This window comes from Enterobacter sp. SM3, assembly GCF_009811935.2.
Lineage (GTDB): Bacteria > Pseudomonadota > Gammaproteobacteria > Enterobacterales > Enterobacteriaceae > Enterobacter > Enterobacter asburiae_D.
In genome coordinates this window covers 1-14,590 of the sequence record NZ_CP099971.1, presented here as the reverse complement: position 1 = coordinate 14,590, position 14,590 = coordinate 1, and the positions used below count along the sequence as shown (strand labels likewise).

Here is a 14,590-nt window from a genome sequence, read left to right as displayed (position 1 = left end):
CGGTAAATATGGACATGTCAGGATGCAATCCACACCCTGATAAGGGCAGAGAGGTCTACTGGTGATCTACAAATCAATCGCCGACAGGTTGCGGCTGCGGCTAAATTCGTCGGACTACAACATCGGCAGTCCGCTGCCCGGCGAAAAAGCGCTGGCGCAGGAGTTCGGCGTAGCGCGAATGACCATCCGCAAGGCGCTGGATCTGCTGGTGAGCTGGGGGCTGGTTGAGCGGCGGCACGGCAGCGGAACCTTTGTGTCGCGCAAAGACGTTCACCACGAAACCACCAACCTGACCGGGCTGGTGGAGGTGCTGCGTCAGCAGGGAAAAGAGGTGCAGAGCAAGGTCTTACAGTTCGAAGTGATGCCCGCCCCACCCGCCATCGCCAGCCAGCTGCGGATCCAGGTGGATGAGCGGATCTACTTTTCCCGGCGGGTGCGCTACGTGGACGGGAAGCCGCTGATGCTGGAAGACAGCTTTATGCCGGTGAAGCTGTTTCGCAACCTCTCGCTGGCGCATCTTGAGGGGTCTAAGTTTGATTACATCGAGAAGGAGTGCGGGATCACCATCAGCGGCAACTACGAGAGCCTGACGCCGGTGCTGGCAGATAAAACGCTGGCCGGTTATATGAACCTGCCGGAACAGACGCCGCTGCTGCGCATTACGTCTCTCTCCTACAGCGACAGCGGCGAGTTCCTCAATTATTCCGTGATGTTCCGAAATACCAGCGATTACCAGGTGGACTACCATCTGCGGCGCATCCACCCGGACGACCTGCTAGCTCATCCCCCAGAACAGCACCGCCAGTAGCTGCGGGGTAATGATGCGCAGGAACATCACCAGCGGATAGACGGTGGCATAGGAGAGCGCGGCCGCACCGCTGGTGGCGTGCAGGTTGTTGGCAAAGGCCAGCGCGGGCGGATCGGTCATGGAGCCCGCCAGCATGCCGCACAGGGTCAGGTAGTTCATTTTGGCGAACATCCGCGCCAGTATTCCCACCGTCAGCAGCGGGATCGCCGTGATAAAGATGCCGTAACCGACCCAGCTCATCCCTTCGCCCTTGACCAGGGTATCGACAAAATCCCCGCCGGATTTTAGCCCAACCACCGCCAGGAACAGGACGATGCCCAGCTCGCGCAGCGCCAGGTTGGCGCTCGGCGGCATAAACCAGTAGAGCTTGCCGATACAGCCGATACGCCCGAGGATCAGCGCCATAATCAGCGGCCCGCCCGCCAGGCCCAGCTTGAGCGCCACCGGGAAGCCCGGGACGTACACCGGAATGGAGCCGAGCAGCACGCCGAGTCCGATACCGATAAACACCGGCAGCATCTGCACCTGCTGCAGTTTTTGCTGGGCGTTACCCACCATATCCGCCACGGCGTCGATGGACGACGGACGCCCGACCAGGTTGAGGATATCCCCGAACTGCAGGCTGGCCTCCGGGCTGGCGACCAGCTCGACGCCCGCACGGTTGAGACGGGAGATCACCACGTCGTAGCGCTCTTTAACCTGTAGATCGCGTATTTTCTTGCCCAGAACGTGCTCGTTAGTCACCACAACGCGTTCCACGCGCATATCGGTGCCGCGGGTTGAGAGCGAGGTATCCACCTCCTGACCAATCACCAGACGGGCGTTGTTTAAATCGCCGGGCTGGCCAACCAGGTGCAGCAGATCGCCCTGCTGAATGACGGTGCCGGGCGCGGGCACCATCAGCATATCGTCACGCTTAAGGCGGGAGCAGATGATATTGGCGCTGTTCAGGATCGGCACGTCCTGAATCGCCATATTGTTCAGGTTGGGGTTATCGACCCGAATGTTGATGGTTTTGATCGGCATATGGCCGTTTGTGAGCGTGGTTTCATGGTCCTTCGCCTCTTTGTCGACGTTAATGCGAAACAGGACGCGTACCAGCCACATGGAGAGCAGAATGCCGCAAATTCCAAACGGATAGGCCATGGCGTAGCTCATCCCCATCTGGTCGACGATGCCGGGTTCGATACCCAAATCGCGCAGGATTTGCTGCCCGGCACCGAGCGCAGGCGTATTGGTGACCGCCCCGGAGAAAATGCCCAACACCACGGGCAGCGGGATATCGAAGATTTTGTGCAGAATTGCGGTGACCAGCCCGCCCATCACCACAATGCCGAGGGCAAACAGGTTGAGCCGTAATCCGGAGACCCGAAGTGAGGCGAAAAAGCCCGGTCCCACCTGAATACCGATGGTATAAACGAAGAGGATCAGGCCGAACTCCTGAGTAAAGTGGAGCATTTCGGCGCTGAGGACCAGCCCGAGTTTGTCGGCGAAGTGCCCGACAAAAATGCCGCCAAACAGTACCCCGCCTATCCCAAACCCGACGCCGCGGATTTTGATATTCCCTATCCACAGGCCAACAACAGCGACCAGGGCCAACACGCTTACGGTTAACGCGATATCACTCATGATCCACTTCCTGTGCATAACCTTAGTTATGCTAAGGATTCTCTCAGAGCCGGATGCGATTGTATGGGCGATGGCGCACAAAAAAGCCCTGCCGGGGCAGGGCTTCGTGCAGTCTGTGAGTATTGTCGGGTGGCGGCTGCGCCTTACCCGACCTACAGGTTCGGCGGGCTTGTTAACTGTTTAACGCCGGCCGCTCGCTAATGGCGATACGCTGCGGCGCGATGGCTTCCGGCACGTTGCGGAGCAGGTCGATATGCAGCAGCCCGTTGGTAAACGTTGCGCCGGACACTTCCATATGGTCTGCCAGGGTAAAGCTCAGGCTAAACGGCTGATTAACCAGCCCCTGATGCAGCCATTTGGTCTCGGTCTCTTGTTTTTCCGGCGACCCTTTCACGGTCAGGCGAGTGCCTTCAAGCTGGATGTCCAGATCGTCCTGGCGGAAACCGGCCAGCGCAAGGGTGATGCGATAGTGGTTATCGTCGCTTTTTTCGATGTTGTACGGCGGAAACGTCTGTTGCTCATTGCTGCTTTGCAGGGCGTTAGCCAGTTTGTCAAAACCAATCCACTGACGCAGCAGGGGGGATAAATCGTAGTTACGCATACTAAATCTCCTTCTGAGAAGCGAGTTCGGCACAGTTTAATTTTGTGCGCAGTTGTTCCTGCAAATCCTGATGGATTCGCATATGCTCCCGTTACGGCAAGCAAGTCCGGGTGGGCCGCTCACGCGACCCGCGTAATTAGTTAATTTCGATACGGCGCGGTTTTTTCTCTTCCGGAATCACACGTTCCAGTTCGATAAACAGCAGGCCGTTGACCAGGTTCGCGCCTTTAACGTGAATGTTCTCGGCTAACTGGAACTTGCGTTCAAAGTTGCGCTCGGCGATGCCCTGATACAGGTAGGTACGTTCTTTCTGCTCGGCCGTATGGGAACCTTTCACCACCAGCAGGTTGTCCTGCGCGGTGATCTCCAGTTCGTTTTCTGCGAAACCGGCGACGGCAATGGCGATGCGGTAGTGGTTTTCGTCAACCAGCTCAACATTGTATGGAGGGTAGCCGTTGCTCTGGCTTTGGTTATTTTCTAAATGGTTAAACAGGCGGTCAAAACCAATTGCAGAACGGTATAGCGGAGAAAGATCGAAGTTACGCATAAATAAAACTCCTGAAATCAGCGAGAAATTGTAGCCTTCCACCATGGACAGGCCTTTGCGCCCCCGAACACCCATCAGGCGAGTTCGTTATCGGGCCACATTCTTAAAATGGGTCTGCAATCGGCCTTTTCAAGCACGACAACTGCACTTTTTTTTGCACTTTCCGGCATCTCGCTTAGACTGGGACAACAGCACAAAGGGTTAAATTGCGATGGCTGCCACAGTGCGGGGTTATCGGGCTATCCATTTTGGATAAGGCTCGCTATAACCCTGAGTTGCAGGTCTATGCAGTGCCATTAACGATGACTGAGTGATGATGAAAAATGTTCTGATAAAGCTGACGACGTTCAGCGGGGTAGTTTTACTTTGCGGGTGTTCGAGCGTGATGTCTCACACCGGCGGTAAAGAAGGAACATATCCGGGGACGCGCGCCAGCGCGGCGATGATCTCCGATGACGATACAAACTGGGGTACCAAATCCCTGGTTATCCTGGATATGCCGTTTACGGCCGTGGCGGATACGCTTTTGCTACCGTGGGATATGTTTCGTAAGGACAGCTCCGTGCGCTCACGGGTAGAAAAAAGCGAGCAGGAGAATCTGGCCACAAACGCCGTCATCCCGCCCGCAGAGATGCCTCCACGCTAGTTCTGCGCGGTTTCCGTTGCCCAAAGCTGACGGAAACCGCCTGTCTCTTCCATCCATGCAATAACGCGCCCGTCCGGGGAAAACACGACCGCATCAGCAGACGGCGGGTTGCCGTGATCGGACGTCAAAAACGTCACCTCTCCGCTCTGCGCGTCGCAGCAGGCGATCCGATTTTCGAGGACAAATCCCAGACGGTCGCCTGAAGGATGCCAGTTAAATGCAGACTGAATATCGCTCCCGGTACGCGTCAACTGGCGCGGCTCGCCGCCCTCAGGAGAGATCAGCCACAGCTGCACAATGCCGTTATCATCCCGCATCAGAAACGCGATCTGCGTCCCCTGCGGGTTGCTGCGTACCCAGTGACGCGGCAGGTTCACCAGGCCTGGATACGCCCTCTGATGCGTAAAGGTCAGACGACGCTGCATCACCCCGGCAGGCGGCGCTGGCAGGGTCACTGTCGTGCCCTGCAGCGGCGCATCGCCCACCCGCTTCCAGCCCTGCTCGTCTTTCGGCAGGTCGACGATAAACAGTTCGGGTACTTTTTCGCCCTGCGCAGAGAGGGTGTCGCCGATAAACGCCAGCCTGTCGTTTCCCACCCAGCCCTCTTCGTAAGCGCGGTTGATTTCATCGCTGCCCGGCTGTGGGTCAGGCGTCGTGCGGCTAACCAGCACGCTCCAGAAGGTTCCCGAATATTCACGGGGATGGTTTCCCTGCGGGTTCACCGGGCCGTAAGGCGCAGCCACGCCGACGTTGCGTAAATCAAGTTTAGGATCGCGCTCGTGCAGGACATGGTCGTTATAGGTAAAGCTGACGAGCTGCCCGTTCGGGCTGAAGACATGGACGTGGCTGCCGCCGCGCAGCGCGCCTGGGGTGTAGGGCGCAGTGATATCCATCGCGTCCAGGTTGCTCACCTGACCGTTTTGCGCAATCACTCCCTGGCGATGATGAAAATCGTAGTGCCAGTCTGCGTCCGGGTTTTTCGGGCCGTGGATAAAGACATATTTATCCTGGGCAGGATGAACGGTCACCACGCCAACGTGCGCGCCATCGGTGGCGCGATAAACCACCTCTACCTCACCCGTACCGACATTGACCCGCTCGATGGTTTCGCCGGTGAACGACGCACCGGACGGGCGCACGTCGTAGACCAGCCACTGGCTGTCCGGCGTCCAGGTATTGATGTTTGTCAGCTGGTGGTTATGGGAGGCGAAGGTGATTTGTTTCATGAGGATACCCTGATGCGCAGTTATCGCATCAGGGTATCGCAAGCGGGTTTTTAGTTCAGCACAAACTTCTCAATGGCGTAAGCCACGCCGTCTTCGAGGTTGGATTTGGTCACAAAATTAGCCACTTCTTTCACCGACGGGATCGCGTTATCCATCGCCACGCCCATGCCTGCGAACTCAATCATCGCGATGTCGTTTTCCTGGTCGCCCAGCGCCATGATCTCTTCCGGCTTGATACCCAGCGCATCGGCCAGAGATTTCACGCCGGTGCCTTTATTGACGCGTTTATCGAGAATTTCGAGGAAGTACGGCGCACTTTTCAGCACGGTGTACTTCTCTTTTACCTCCGCCGGAATGCGCGCAATCGCTTTATCCAGGATCTCCGGCTCGTCGATCATCATCACTTTCAGGAACTGCGTCGCCGGGTCCATTTTCTCCGCTTCACAGAACACCAGCGGAATGGTCGCAACGTAGGATTCATGTACCGTGTAGTAGCTGATATCGCGGTTGGCGGTATAGAGCGTATTGCGATCGAGCGCGTGGAAGTGGGACCCCACGTCGCGGGACAGTTTTTCCAGGAACAGGTAGTCATCGTAGCTCAGCGCGGTTTGCGCAACCGTACTGCCATCTGCAGCTTTCTGCACCAGCGCGCCGTTATAGGTGATGCAGTAGTCGCCAGGCTGATTCATGTGCAGCTCTTTCAGGTAGCTGTGTACGCCCGCATACGGACGCCCCGTGGTCAGGACCACATTCACGCCCTTTGCGCGCGCCGCGGCGATCGCGTTTTTAACGGCTGGAGAGATGGTGTGGTCTGGCAGCAGCAGCGTGCCGTCCATATCGATTGCAATGAGTTTGATAGCCATGAGTTCCCCGGAATAAATGAGTGCTGCCTCATGCTAACGCGATTAAGCACACAAAAATAGAGCTACATTGCGCAACAGAAACACCCCTTTTACGCTTATCCCGGGGAACAAAGGCTTACTCGCGGGTGAGCACGATTTTACCGAACGCGCCGCGATCGAGATGTTCAAACGCCTGTTCAAGCTCGTTAAAACGGTAGCGATGCTCAATCACCGGCTTCAGTCCGGTGATATCCACAGCGCGGACAAAATCTTCCAGCGCCCGGCGGTGACCTACGCCAATCCCCTGAATGACGGGGGATTTCAGCAGCAGTTCACCTGCAGAGAGCGTAATCTCCGTCCCGGCCAGCACGCCGATAACGGAGATACGTCCGTGAACGGCAACGGCGCGCAGGGAATGCTTCAGGTTCTCTCCCCCCACGGTCTCGATAATATGGTCGATGCCGCGATCCTGAGTGAGTGCCAGCGTATTTTCAGCCCAGTCGCCTTTTAGCCGGTTGATGCCCTGGCTGGCCCCCAGCGTTTTGGCCAGCGCCAGTTTTTCATCACTCCCCGAGGTGACAAACACCTCCGCCCCGTGCGCTTTTGCAATTTGCAGGGCGAATATCGCAACGCCGCCCGTGCCCTGCACCAGCACCGATTGCCCGGCGCGCAGCTGGCCGCGCTCCACCAGCGCAAACCAGGCGGTAAGCCCTGCGCAGGGTAAGGTACTGGCCTCGGCGTCATCCAGAGTCTCCGGGGAGGCCGCCAGCGCGTCTTCCTTCACAATCACATACTCGGCCAGCATGCCCTGGAAGTATCCGCCGGACGTTTTATAGGGCAGATTGCGCGCGTCCGCCTGCGGCTTACCGTCGATCCACTCAGGGAAGAAGGTTGAGATGACGCGCGCGCCGGGTTTGAAGCGGGTAACGCCTTCACCAATGCTCTCCACCACGCCCGCCATGTCAGACGCCGGGGTAAAGGGGAAGGAAAGTGGGATCGGCATTGTGCCTTCAACAACCATTTTATCGCGATAGTTAAGCGCAACGGCATTCACCCGTACGCGCACTTCACCCGGGCCGGGCTGTGGAACGGGTGCCTGAGTCAGCTTGAGGTTCTCGCGCCCGAGGGCGTCCATGGACCAGCGTTGCATTGTCTCTGTCATTTTATTTCTCCTGCCATCAGATGAGCTTTAGTCCTGACAGTCTACCGTTGACTAACTGTCGCCAGTGGCGATAAGTTTTCTCTTTATTGACGCCAGAATAGATACAATCCATGACCGATACGCTGAAGGATATCCCTGTTTTTGTGGCCGCCGTGGAGGCGGGAAGTTTTGCTCAGGCCGCAGTTCGCCTGCATTTGTCACGCTCGGCGGTAGGGAAAAGCATTGCCCGCCTCGAGGAGCGGCTTGGGGTACGTCTTTTTCAACGCACCACCCGCAGCCAGAGTCTGACCGATAACGGCGCCCTTTTTTATGAACGCTGCCTGCGCGCGCTGGAGGAGATTCGGGGTGCGGAATCGCTGCTTGAAACAGGGAAACAGCAGGTCAGCGGTCGCCTGCGCGTTGCCATGCCGGTGCTGTTTGGTCGCCAGTGTGTCGCCCCGCTGCTGATAGCGCTGGCGCAGGAACACCCCGGGCTTGAACTGGAAATGTCATTCAGCGACCGCGTGGTGGATCTGGTGGAGGAAGGGTTTGATATGGCGGTGCGTAACGGCACGCTTCAGGACAGCAGCGTGCTGGTCGCCAGAAAGCTGGGAGAACACCGCATGGTGCTGTGCGCCGCGCCGGAGTATCTGCAGAAGAAAGGCCAGCCACAAAGCGTTAATGATTTACCCCAGCATACGGCGATTAACTATTTGAGCGCAGGCAGAGTGTTATCCTGGCAACTGATGGATAACGAAGGAACGTCGCACACCTTTACGCCCCGATCGTCGCTCAATATGGATGATTTGCAGGCGATCTGCGACGCTGCGCTGGCCGGACACGGCATTGCATGGCTGCCCTGCTGGATGGTCGTCAAAGATATTCACCAGGGTAAACTCGTCCCGCTCCTGAAGCAGGCACCGGATGTGCATTTCAACGTTCATGCCGTGTGGCAGCAGACGCCGCATCTGCCGCTGAGGGTAAGAATAGCGATAGATACGCTGGCGAGCCGTTTACCGTCCGTGATGTCGCTGGATATGCCTGCGCCCATAAAAAAGCCGCGCTAAAAGCGCGGCCAGTTATCGTGCGGTATAACGACGATTAAATATCGATATTTGCCGCTTTCAGGGCGTTCTCTTCAATGAAGGCACGACGTGGTTCAACCGCATCGCCCATCAGGGTCGTGAACAGCTGGTCCGCAGCAATCGCGTCCTTAACGGTGACGCGCAGCATGCGGCGGCTTTCCGGATCCATGGTGGTTTCCCACAGCTGGTCCGGGTTCATTTCGCCCAGACCTTTATAGCGCTGGATCGCAAGGCCACGACGGGACTCTTTCACCAGCCAGTCCAGCGCCTGCTCGAAGCTGGCTACCGGCTGACGACGTTCGCCACGTTCGATGAACGCATCGTCTTCAATCAGGCCACGCAGCGTCTCGCCAAGCGTGCAGATACGGCGGTATTCCGGACCGGTCACAAACTCGTGTTCCAGCGGGTAGTCGGTATCAACGCCGTGGGTACGCACGCGCACAATCGGCTCGAACTGCTTATCGGCGTTCTGCTGGATATCGCATTTCCACATGCTGCCGTGCTGCTCTTTCTCGTTGAGATCGGTCACCAGGGCGTTCACCCAGCGGGTCACGGTCTGCTCGTCGCTCAGATCGGCTTCGGTCAGGGTTGGCTGATAAACCAGCTCCTTCAGCAGCGTTTTCGGATAGCGACGTTCCATACGCGTGATCATTTTCTGCGTCGCGTTGAACTCGGACACCAGACGCTCTAGCGGCTCACCGGCCAGTGCAGGGGCGTGCGAGTTCGCGTGCAGGGTCGCGCCATCAAGGGCGATTGCGATTTGGTACTGATCCATCGCTTCGTCGTCTTTAATGTACTGTTCCTGCTTGCCTTTCTTCACTTTGTACAGCGGCGGCTGTGCAATATAGACGTGGCCACGCTCAACGATTTCAGGCATCTGACGATAGAAGAAGGTCAACAGCAGCGTACGAATGTGCGAGCCGTCGACGTCCGCATCGGTCATGATGATGATGCTGTGGTAGCGCAGTTTATCCGGGTTGTACTCATCACGGCCGATGCCGCAGCCCAGCGCGGTAATGAGGGTCGCCACTTCCTGAGAAGAGAGCATCTTGTCGAAGCGCGCCTTCTCAACGTTGAGGATTTTACCCTTCAGCGGCAGGATAGCCTGGTTCTTACGGTTACGGCCCTGCTTCGCAGAACCGCCCGCGGAGTCCCCTTCCACGAGGTACAGTTCGGACAGCGCCGGGTCGCGTTCCTGGCAGTCAGCCAGTTTGCCCGGCAGGCCTGCTAAGTCCAGCGCGCCTTTACGACGGGTCATTTCACGGGCTTTACGCGCCGCTTCACGGGCACGCGCCGCATCGATAATTTTGCCCACCACGATTTTCGCGTCGGACGGGTTCTCCAGCAGGTATTCGCTCAGCAGTTCGTTCATCTGCTGTTCAACGGCCGATTTCACCTCGGAAGAGACCAGCTTGTCTTTGGTCTGTGAGGAGAACTTCGGATCCGGGACCTTCACGGAGACAACGGCAATCAGGCCTTCACGTGCGTCATCACCGGTGGCGCTGACTTTCGCTTTCTTGCTGTAGCCTTCTTTGTCCATGTAGGCGTTCAGGGTACGGGTCATCGCCGCACGGAAGCCCGCAAGGTGAGTACCGCCGTCACGCTGTGGAATGTTGTTGGTGAAGCAGTAGATGTTTTCCTGGAAACCGTCGTTCCACTGCAGCGCCACTTCCACGCCGATACCATCTTTTTCAGTGGAGAAGTAGAAGATATTCGGGTGAATTGGCGTTTTGTTCTTGTTCAGATACTCAACGAACGCTTTGATACCACCTTCGTAATGGAAGTGGTCTTCTTTGCCGTCACGCTTGTCTTTCAGGCGAATCGAGACGCCGGAGTTCAGGAACGACAGTTCACGCAGGCGTTTCGCCAGGATGTCGTACTCGAATTCGGTGACGTTGGTGAAGGTTTCGAGGCTAGGCCAGAAACGCACCATGGTACCGGTTTTGTCGGTGTCGCCAGTAACGGCCAGCGGTGCCTGCGGCACGCCGTGCGTATAGAGCTGACGGTGAATTTTGCCTTCGCGCTGGATAACCAGCTCCAGCTTCTGCGACAGGGCGTTTACTACGGAAACACCTACGCCGTGCAGGCCGCCAGAGACTTTATAGGAGTTATCATCAAACTTACCGCCTGCGTGCAGAACGGTCATGATCACTTCTGCAGCAGAGACGCCCTCTTCCGGGTGAATACCGGTTGGGATGCCACGACCATCATCGGTGACGGAGACGGAGTTGTCCGCATGGATGGTGACCACGATGTCTTTACAGTGACCCGCGAGCGCTTCGTCGATAGCGTTATCTACCACCTCGAATACCATGTGGTGCAGACCGGTGCCGTCATCCGTGTCGCCGATATACATACCCGGGCGCTTACGCACCGCATCCAGTCCTTTCAGGACTTTGATACTGGAGGAGTCATAAGAATTCGACATCAACGTTTCTCGCTCATTTCAACTTGGGTTAATCCGTTATTTTACCCTTTTCCACGGTAAACATCTTCGAATTTTCGTCCGACATGTCTATAACGTGTTCAGCGCTAATGGCGCTGACGAAAACCTGCGACTGCGTGGCTTTTAAGCGGCTGGCAAGCAGCCCGCGCCGCGCGTCGTCGAGTTCCGAGGCAAAATCATCTATCAGGTACAGGCAGCGTCTTCCGCTCTCGCGGGTGAGAAACTCTCCCTGTGCCAGGCGCAGCGCACACATCAGGAGCTTGAGCTGCCCGCGCGACAGCGTGTCCTCCACCGGCGCACCGTCGGCACGAATGCGGAAATCCGCCTTGTGCGGGCCGTGCGCGGTGTAGGTCAACATGCGGTCGCGCTCGAAGTTTCTCTCTAACACCTCGGCATAATCCGTCTCTTTCTCCCAGCCACGCTGGAAGGAGAAGGTGAGAGAGAATTCGGGTAAAAACTGTTTGCAGGTGTCGGCCATGTCTTCGGCGATACCTGCGCTGTATTCGGCACGCCAGCGGCTGATTTGTTCCGCGAGAGGGATTAATTCCATATCCCACGGACGCAGCTGGGCGTAGCGTGTTACCTGGCGCAACGCGGCGTTACGCTGCTTGAGCAGGCGCTTCAGGTTGCTCCAGGCGTTAAAGAAACCGGCTTCGTTGTGAAAGCATCCCCAGTCGAGGAATGCTCTTCTGTATTTGGGGCCGCCGTTGAGTAAAGTAAACCCCTCCGGCGTAATCAGCTGCATTGGCATCAACAGCGCCAGCTCCGCCACTTTATGGCCGTCGGTGCCGTCGATGCGCACCTTACTGTCGCCCTGCTTGTCTTTGGTCAGGCCGATAGAGGTTTCGCGCTCCGCTCCCTGCAAACGTCCGTGCAGAACAAAGGCTTCCTGCTCGTGGCGAATGACGCGACCAATCTGCAAACTGCGAAACGCCCGACCGTGGCCGAGCGTATAGATGGCTTCCAGCACGCTGGTTTTGCCGCTGCCGTTTGCGCCAACCAGGAAGTTAAAGCCAGGGGATAAAGCGAGATCCGCACTTTCGATATTGCGAAAGTCGCGGATCAACAGACGGGTGAGCGACATTACAGTCTCATTGGCATGACAACATAAGCCGCGCTTTGGCTGGCCGCATCTTCAATCTGTACGCTTGAAACGGAGTCGGTCAGCAGAATGCGCACGTTCTCGCATTTCAGTGCATTCAGCACATCCAGCACGTAGCTGACGTTGAAGCCGATTTCCATCTCGGTTCCGGCGTAGGTGACGTCCAGAATTTCTTCTGCCTCTTCCTGCTCCGGGTTGTTGGCGGTGATTTTGATCTGGTTTTCACTCACGTACAGGCGCACGCCGCGGAATTTCTCGTTAGAGAGGATCGCGGCACGGGCAAAGGCCTGCTTGAGGCTATCGCAGCCTGCTTCCAGCGTTTTGTCCGGGTTCTTCGGCAATACGCGGCGATAATCCGGGAAACGGCCGTCAACCAGCTTAGACGTGAAGACAAAATCGCCCACGTGTGCGCGGATGTTGTTGCTGCCGATCTGCACGCGCAGCGGCGTGTCGCCACCGTCGAGCATACGCATCAGCTCAATCACACCTTTACGCGGCACGATCACCGAATGGTTTGGCAGTGAATCGCCAATCGGCATAGAACAGACCGCCAGACGGTGGCCGTCGGTCGCCACGGTACGCAGCTCTTCACCTTCGGTTTCGAACAGCATGCCGTTTAAGTAGTAACGAACGTCCTGATGCGCCATGGAGAACTGCGTGGCTTCAATCAGACGCTTCATCGTCGCCTGTGGCAGGGTGAATTCAACTTCACTCTGCCAGTCGTCCAAGTTCGGGAAGTCTGCAGCAGGCAGCGTGGAGAGCGAGAAACGGCTGCGGCCAGAGCGCACCAGCATACGGTCGCCTTCCAGTTGCACGGCGATTTCAGCGCCTTCCGGCAGCCCGCGGCAGATATCAAAGAATTTACGTGCCGGAACCGTGGTCGCGCCCGCGTCGTGCGGCTGCGTCAGCGTAACGCGCGCGATCATTTCCATTTCCAGATCTGTCCCGGTCAGCGACAGCGTACCGTCCGCGACCTGAAGCAGCAGGTTTCCGAGAATAGGCAGCGTTGGGCGGCCACCTAATGGGCCACTCACCTGTTGCAGCGGTTTTAATAAATGTTCACGTTCAACGGTAAATTTCATAGCGTCACGATGATAATGTTCTGATTAGATTGGAAAAATCTTCTTTTATGTCGTGGCTTTCTTCGCGTAACTGCTCAATCTTGCGACAAGCGTGCAGCACGGTCGTATGGTCACGGCCACCAAACGCATCCCCGATTTCCGGCAGACTGTGGTTGGTTAACTCCTTTGCCAGCGCCATCGCCATCTGACGCGGACGCGCCACCGAGCGGGAACGACGTTTAGACAGTAAATCTGCCACTTTGATCTTGTAGTACTCAGCCACCGTCTTTTGAATATTGTCGATAGTGACCAGTTTTTCCTGCAATGCCAGCAAATCGCGCAGCGCTTCACGCACAAAATCGATGGTGATCGCACGACCGGTAAAGTTGGCATTGGCGATAACGCGGTTCAGTGCCCCTTCGAGCTCACGCACGTTGGAGCGCAGACGCTTGGCAATGAAGAACGCCACTTCCCCAGGCAGGCGAATGTCGTTTTCATCGGCTTTCTTCATCAGGATCGCGACGCGGGTTTCCAGCTCCGGTGGCTCGATCGCCACGGTCAGGCCCCAGCCGAAGCGGGATTTCAGACGATCTTCAACGCCGTTGATCTCTTTTGGATAACGATCCGAGGTCAAAATGATCTGCTGATTGCCTTCCAGCAGGGCATTGAAGGTGTGGAAAAACTCTTCCTGCGATCGTTCTTTATTGGCAAAGAACTGGATGTCATCGATGAGCAGCGCGTCAACGGAACGATAGTAGCGTTTAAACTCTTCGATCGCATTGTTTTGCAGGGCTTTTACCATGTCCTGAACGAAGCGCTCGGAGTGCATATACACCACTTTGGCATTGGGCTTGCGCGCCATAATACCGTTGCCCACCGCATGCAGCAGGTGCGTTTTACCCAAACCCGTGCCGCCATAAAGGAACAGCGGGTTATAGGCCCCACCGGGATTATCAGCAACCTGACGAGCCGCCGCGCGCGCCAGCTGGTTCGACTTACCTTCAACGAAGTTATCGAACGTATGTTTCACGTTAACGTTAGAGCGGTAGGTTGGCTCAGCCGGTGCAGGGACATTATCCCAGCCCTGACGAGCAGGTGCGACGCGAGGGGCCGGAGCAGGAGCAGCCTGAGCAGGCGCTACTACGTTCACGGTTTCACGAACGGTTTGGGTGACCGGCTTTGTGCCCACTTCAAAGCGGAGCTGCGGGGCATCTGACCCGCAGAAATCGTTCAGCAGTCCATTGATGTTATTAAGGTACTTGTCCCTTACCCAATCGAGCACAAAACGGTTTGGCGCATACAAAGCCAGCGTGTTATCGCTCAGTTCCGCCTGCAACGGGCGGATCCACATACTGAATTCTGTGGCTGGTAACTCATCCTGCAATCGGGCAAGACACTGCTGCCAAAGCGAAAGTGACACGGCGGACTCCACTCGAACAATAAAAGAAAACTATTG

At 56.9% G+C, this 14,590-nt stretch carries 13 protein-coding genes and 1 other annotated feature; of the genes, 3 read left to right on the top strand and 10 right to left on the bottom strand.

Features of this window, described 5'->3' with window-relative positions; translation table 11 throughout:
• Nucleotides 1-61: 61 nt before the first annotated feature.
• Entirely contained in the window at nucleotides 62-808 is a 747-nt protein-coding gene (locus tag GVO84_RS00065; RefSeq protein WP_024907387.1) for a GntR family transcriptional regulator, read from the top strand.
• On the opposite strand, the gene GVO84_RS00060 is transcribed toward GVO84_RS00065, so the two are convergent.
• From GVO84_RS00060 to ibpA, 3 genes are all read right to left on the bottom strand, one after another.
• Nucleotides 776-2,437 (bottom strand): putative transporter, encoded by a 1,662-nt coding sequence (locus GVO84_RS00060; RefSeq protein ID WP_032662051.1) that lies wholly within the window; start codon nucleotides 2,435-2,437, stop codon nucleotides 776-778. The genes GVO84_RS00065 and GVO84_RS00060 overlap by 33 nt on opposite strands.
• 172 nt (nucleotides 2,438-2,609) lie before the next feature.
• Nucleotides 2,610-3,038: a small heat shock chaperone IbpB gene (ibpB, locus tag GVO84_RS00055; protein ID WP_108417247.1), complete on the bottom strand. Its 429-nt coding sequence runs from the start codon at nucleotides 3,036-3,038 to the stop codon at nucleotides 2,610-2,612.
• 136 nt (nucleotides 3,039-3,174) lie between these two features.
• Nucleotides 3,175-3,585 carry a small heat shock chaperone IbpA gene (gene ibpA / locus GVO84_RS00050; RefSeq protein WP_008500162.1) on the bottom strand — a complete coding sequence of 137 codons (411 nt, stop codon included), beginning with the start codon at nucleotides 3,583-3,585 and terminating at the stop codon, nucleotides 3,175-3,177.
• Nucleotides 3,579-3,650 (bottom strand) — a sequence feature (ROSE (Repression Of Heat Shock gene Expression) occurs in the 5'-region of heat shock genes and acts as an RNA thermometer to modulate expression.). It overlaps the preceding gene by 7 nt.
• Before the next feature lie 248 nt (nucleotides 3,651-3,898).
• Between ibpA and GVO84_RS00045 the strand changes: the two genes are divergently transcribed.
• Entirely contained in the window at nucleotides 3,899-4,231 is a 333-nt protein-coding gene (locus GVO84_RS00045) for a YceK/YidQ family lipoprotein (protein WP_032640291.1), read from the top strand.
• Here the strand turns inward: GVO84_RS00045 and GVO84_RS00040 are convergent.
• The 3 genes from GVO84_RS00040 to GVO84_RS00030 all read right to left on the bottom strand — a co-directional run bounded on the left by GVO84_RS00040 (nucleotide 4,228) and on the right by GVO84_RS00030 (nucleotide 7,461).
• On the bottom strand, nucleotides 4,228-5,457 hold the full coding sequence (locus GVO84_RS00040) for a DUF3748 domain-containing protein (protein WP_159515188.1): 1,230 nt from the start codon (nucleotides 5,455-5,457) through the stop codon (nucleotides 4,228-4,230). The two genes, GVO84_RS00045 and GVO84_RS00040, sit on opposite strands and share 4 nt — an antisense overlap.
• A 50-nt stretch (nucleotides 5,458-5,507) precedes the next feature.
• Nucleotides 5,508-6,320, bottom strand: coding sequence for a sugar-phosphatase (yidA, locus tag GVO84_RS00035; RefSeq protein ID WP_023333936.1), 813 nt, complete (start codon nucleotides 6,318-6,320; stop codon nucleotides 5,508-5,510).
• 115 nt (nucleotides 6,321-6,435) lie between these two features.
• A complete protein-coding gene (locus tag GVO84_RS00030; RefSeq protein ID WP_159515187.1) occupies nucleotides 6,436-7,461 on the bottom strand; it encodes a zinc-dependent alcohol dehydrogenase family protein in 1,026 nt (341 codons plus the stop codon).
• Between the two features lie 110 nt (nucleotides 7,462-7,571).
• Here GVO84_RS00030 and GVO84_RS00025 point away from each other — a divergent pair, with 110 nt between their 5' ends.
• On the top strand, nucleotides 7,572-8,507 hold the full coding sequence (locus tag GVO84_RS00025) for a LysR family transcriptional regulator (protein WP_159515186.1): 936 nt from the start codon (nucleotides 7,572-7,574) through the stop codon (nucleotides 8,505-8,507).
• A 34-nt stretch (nucleotides 8,508-8,541) separates the two neighbouring features.
• Here GVO84_RS00025 and gyrB read toward each other — a convergent pair whose 3' ends face one another.
• The 4 genes from gyrB to dnaA are packed head-to-tail and all read right to left on the bottom strand — an operon-like array spanning nucleotide 8,542 to nucleotide 14,554.
• Nucleotides 8,542-10,953: a DNA topoisomerase (ATP-hydrolyzing) subunit B gene (gyrB, locus tag GVO84_RS00020; protein ID WP_159515185.1), complete on the bottom strand. Its 2,412-nt coding sequence runs from the start codon at nucleotides 10,951-10,953 to the stop codon at nucleotides 8,542-8,544.
• Between the two features lie 28 nt (nucleotides 10,954-10,981).
• Nucleotides 10,982-12,055, bottom strand: a complete 1,074-nt coding sequence (gene recF, locus GVO84_RS00015) for a DNA replication/repair protein RecF (RefSeq protein WP_159515184.1) — start codon at nucleotides 12,053-12,055, stop codon at nucleotides 10,982-10,984.
• A complete protein-coding gene (gene dnaN, locus GVO84_RS00010; RefSeq protein ID WP_010426557.1) occupies nucleotides 12,055-13,155 on the bottom strand; it encodes a DNA polymerase III subunit beta in 1,101 nt (366 codons plus the stop codon). Before dnaN ends, recF begins: the two co-directional genes overlap by 1 nt.
• A 4-nt stretch (nucleotides 13,156-13,159) precedes the next feature.
• A complete protein-coding gene (gene dnaA / locus GVO84_RS00005) occupies nucleotides 13,160-14,554 on the bottom strand; it encodes a chromosomal replication initiator protein DnaA (protein ID WP_121423358.1) in 1,395 nt (464 codons plus the stop codon).
• Nucleotides 14,555-14,590: the final 36 nt, after the last annotated feature.

Coding starts and splice junctions, on each gene's coding strand:
- dnaN (WP_010426557.1), bottom strand. CDS start 13,155: ATGAAATTTACCGTTGAACGTGAACATTTATTAAAACCGCTGCAACAG.
- GVO84_RS00045 (WP_032640291.1), top strand. CDS start 3,899: ATGATGAAAAATGTTCTGATAAAGCTGACGACGTTCAGCGGGGTAGTT.
- gyrB (WP_159515185.1), bottom strand. CDS start 10,953: ATGTCGAATTCTTATGACTCCTCCAGTATCAAAGTCCTGAAAGGACTG.
- GVO84_RS00060 (WP_032662051.1), bottom strand. CDS start 2,437: ATGAGTGATATCGCGTTAACCGTAAGCGTGTTGGCCCTGGTCGCTGTT.
- recF (WP_159515184.1), bottom strand. CDS start 12,055: ATGTCGCTCACCCGTCTGTTGATCCGCGACTTTCGCAATATCGAAAGT.
- yidA (WP_023333936.1), bottom strand. CDS start 6,320: ATGGCTATCAAACTCATTGCAATCGATATGGACGGCACGCTGCTGCTG.
- GVO84_RS00040 (WP_159515188.1), bottom strand. CDS start 5,457: ATGAAACAAATCACCTTCGCCTCCCATAACCACCAGCTGACAAACATC.
- GVO84_RS00030 (WP_159515187.1), bottom strand. CDS start 7,461: ATGACAGAGACAATGCAACGCTGGTCCATGGACGCCCTCGGGCGCGAG.
- ibpA (WP_008500162.1), bottom strand. CDS start 3,585: ATGCGTAACTTCGATCTTTCTCCGCTATACCGTTCTGCAATTGGTTTT.
- GVO84_RS00025 (WP_159515186.1), top strand. CDS start 7,572: ATGACCGATACGCTGAAGGATATCCCTGTTTTTGTGGCCGCCGTGGAG.
- ibpB (WP_108417247.1), bottom strand. CDS start 3,038: ATGCGTAACTACGATTTATCCCCCCTGCTGCGTCAGTGGATTGGTTTT.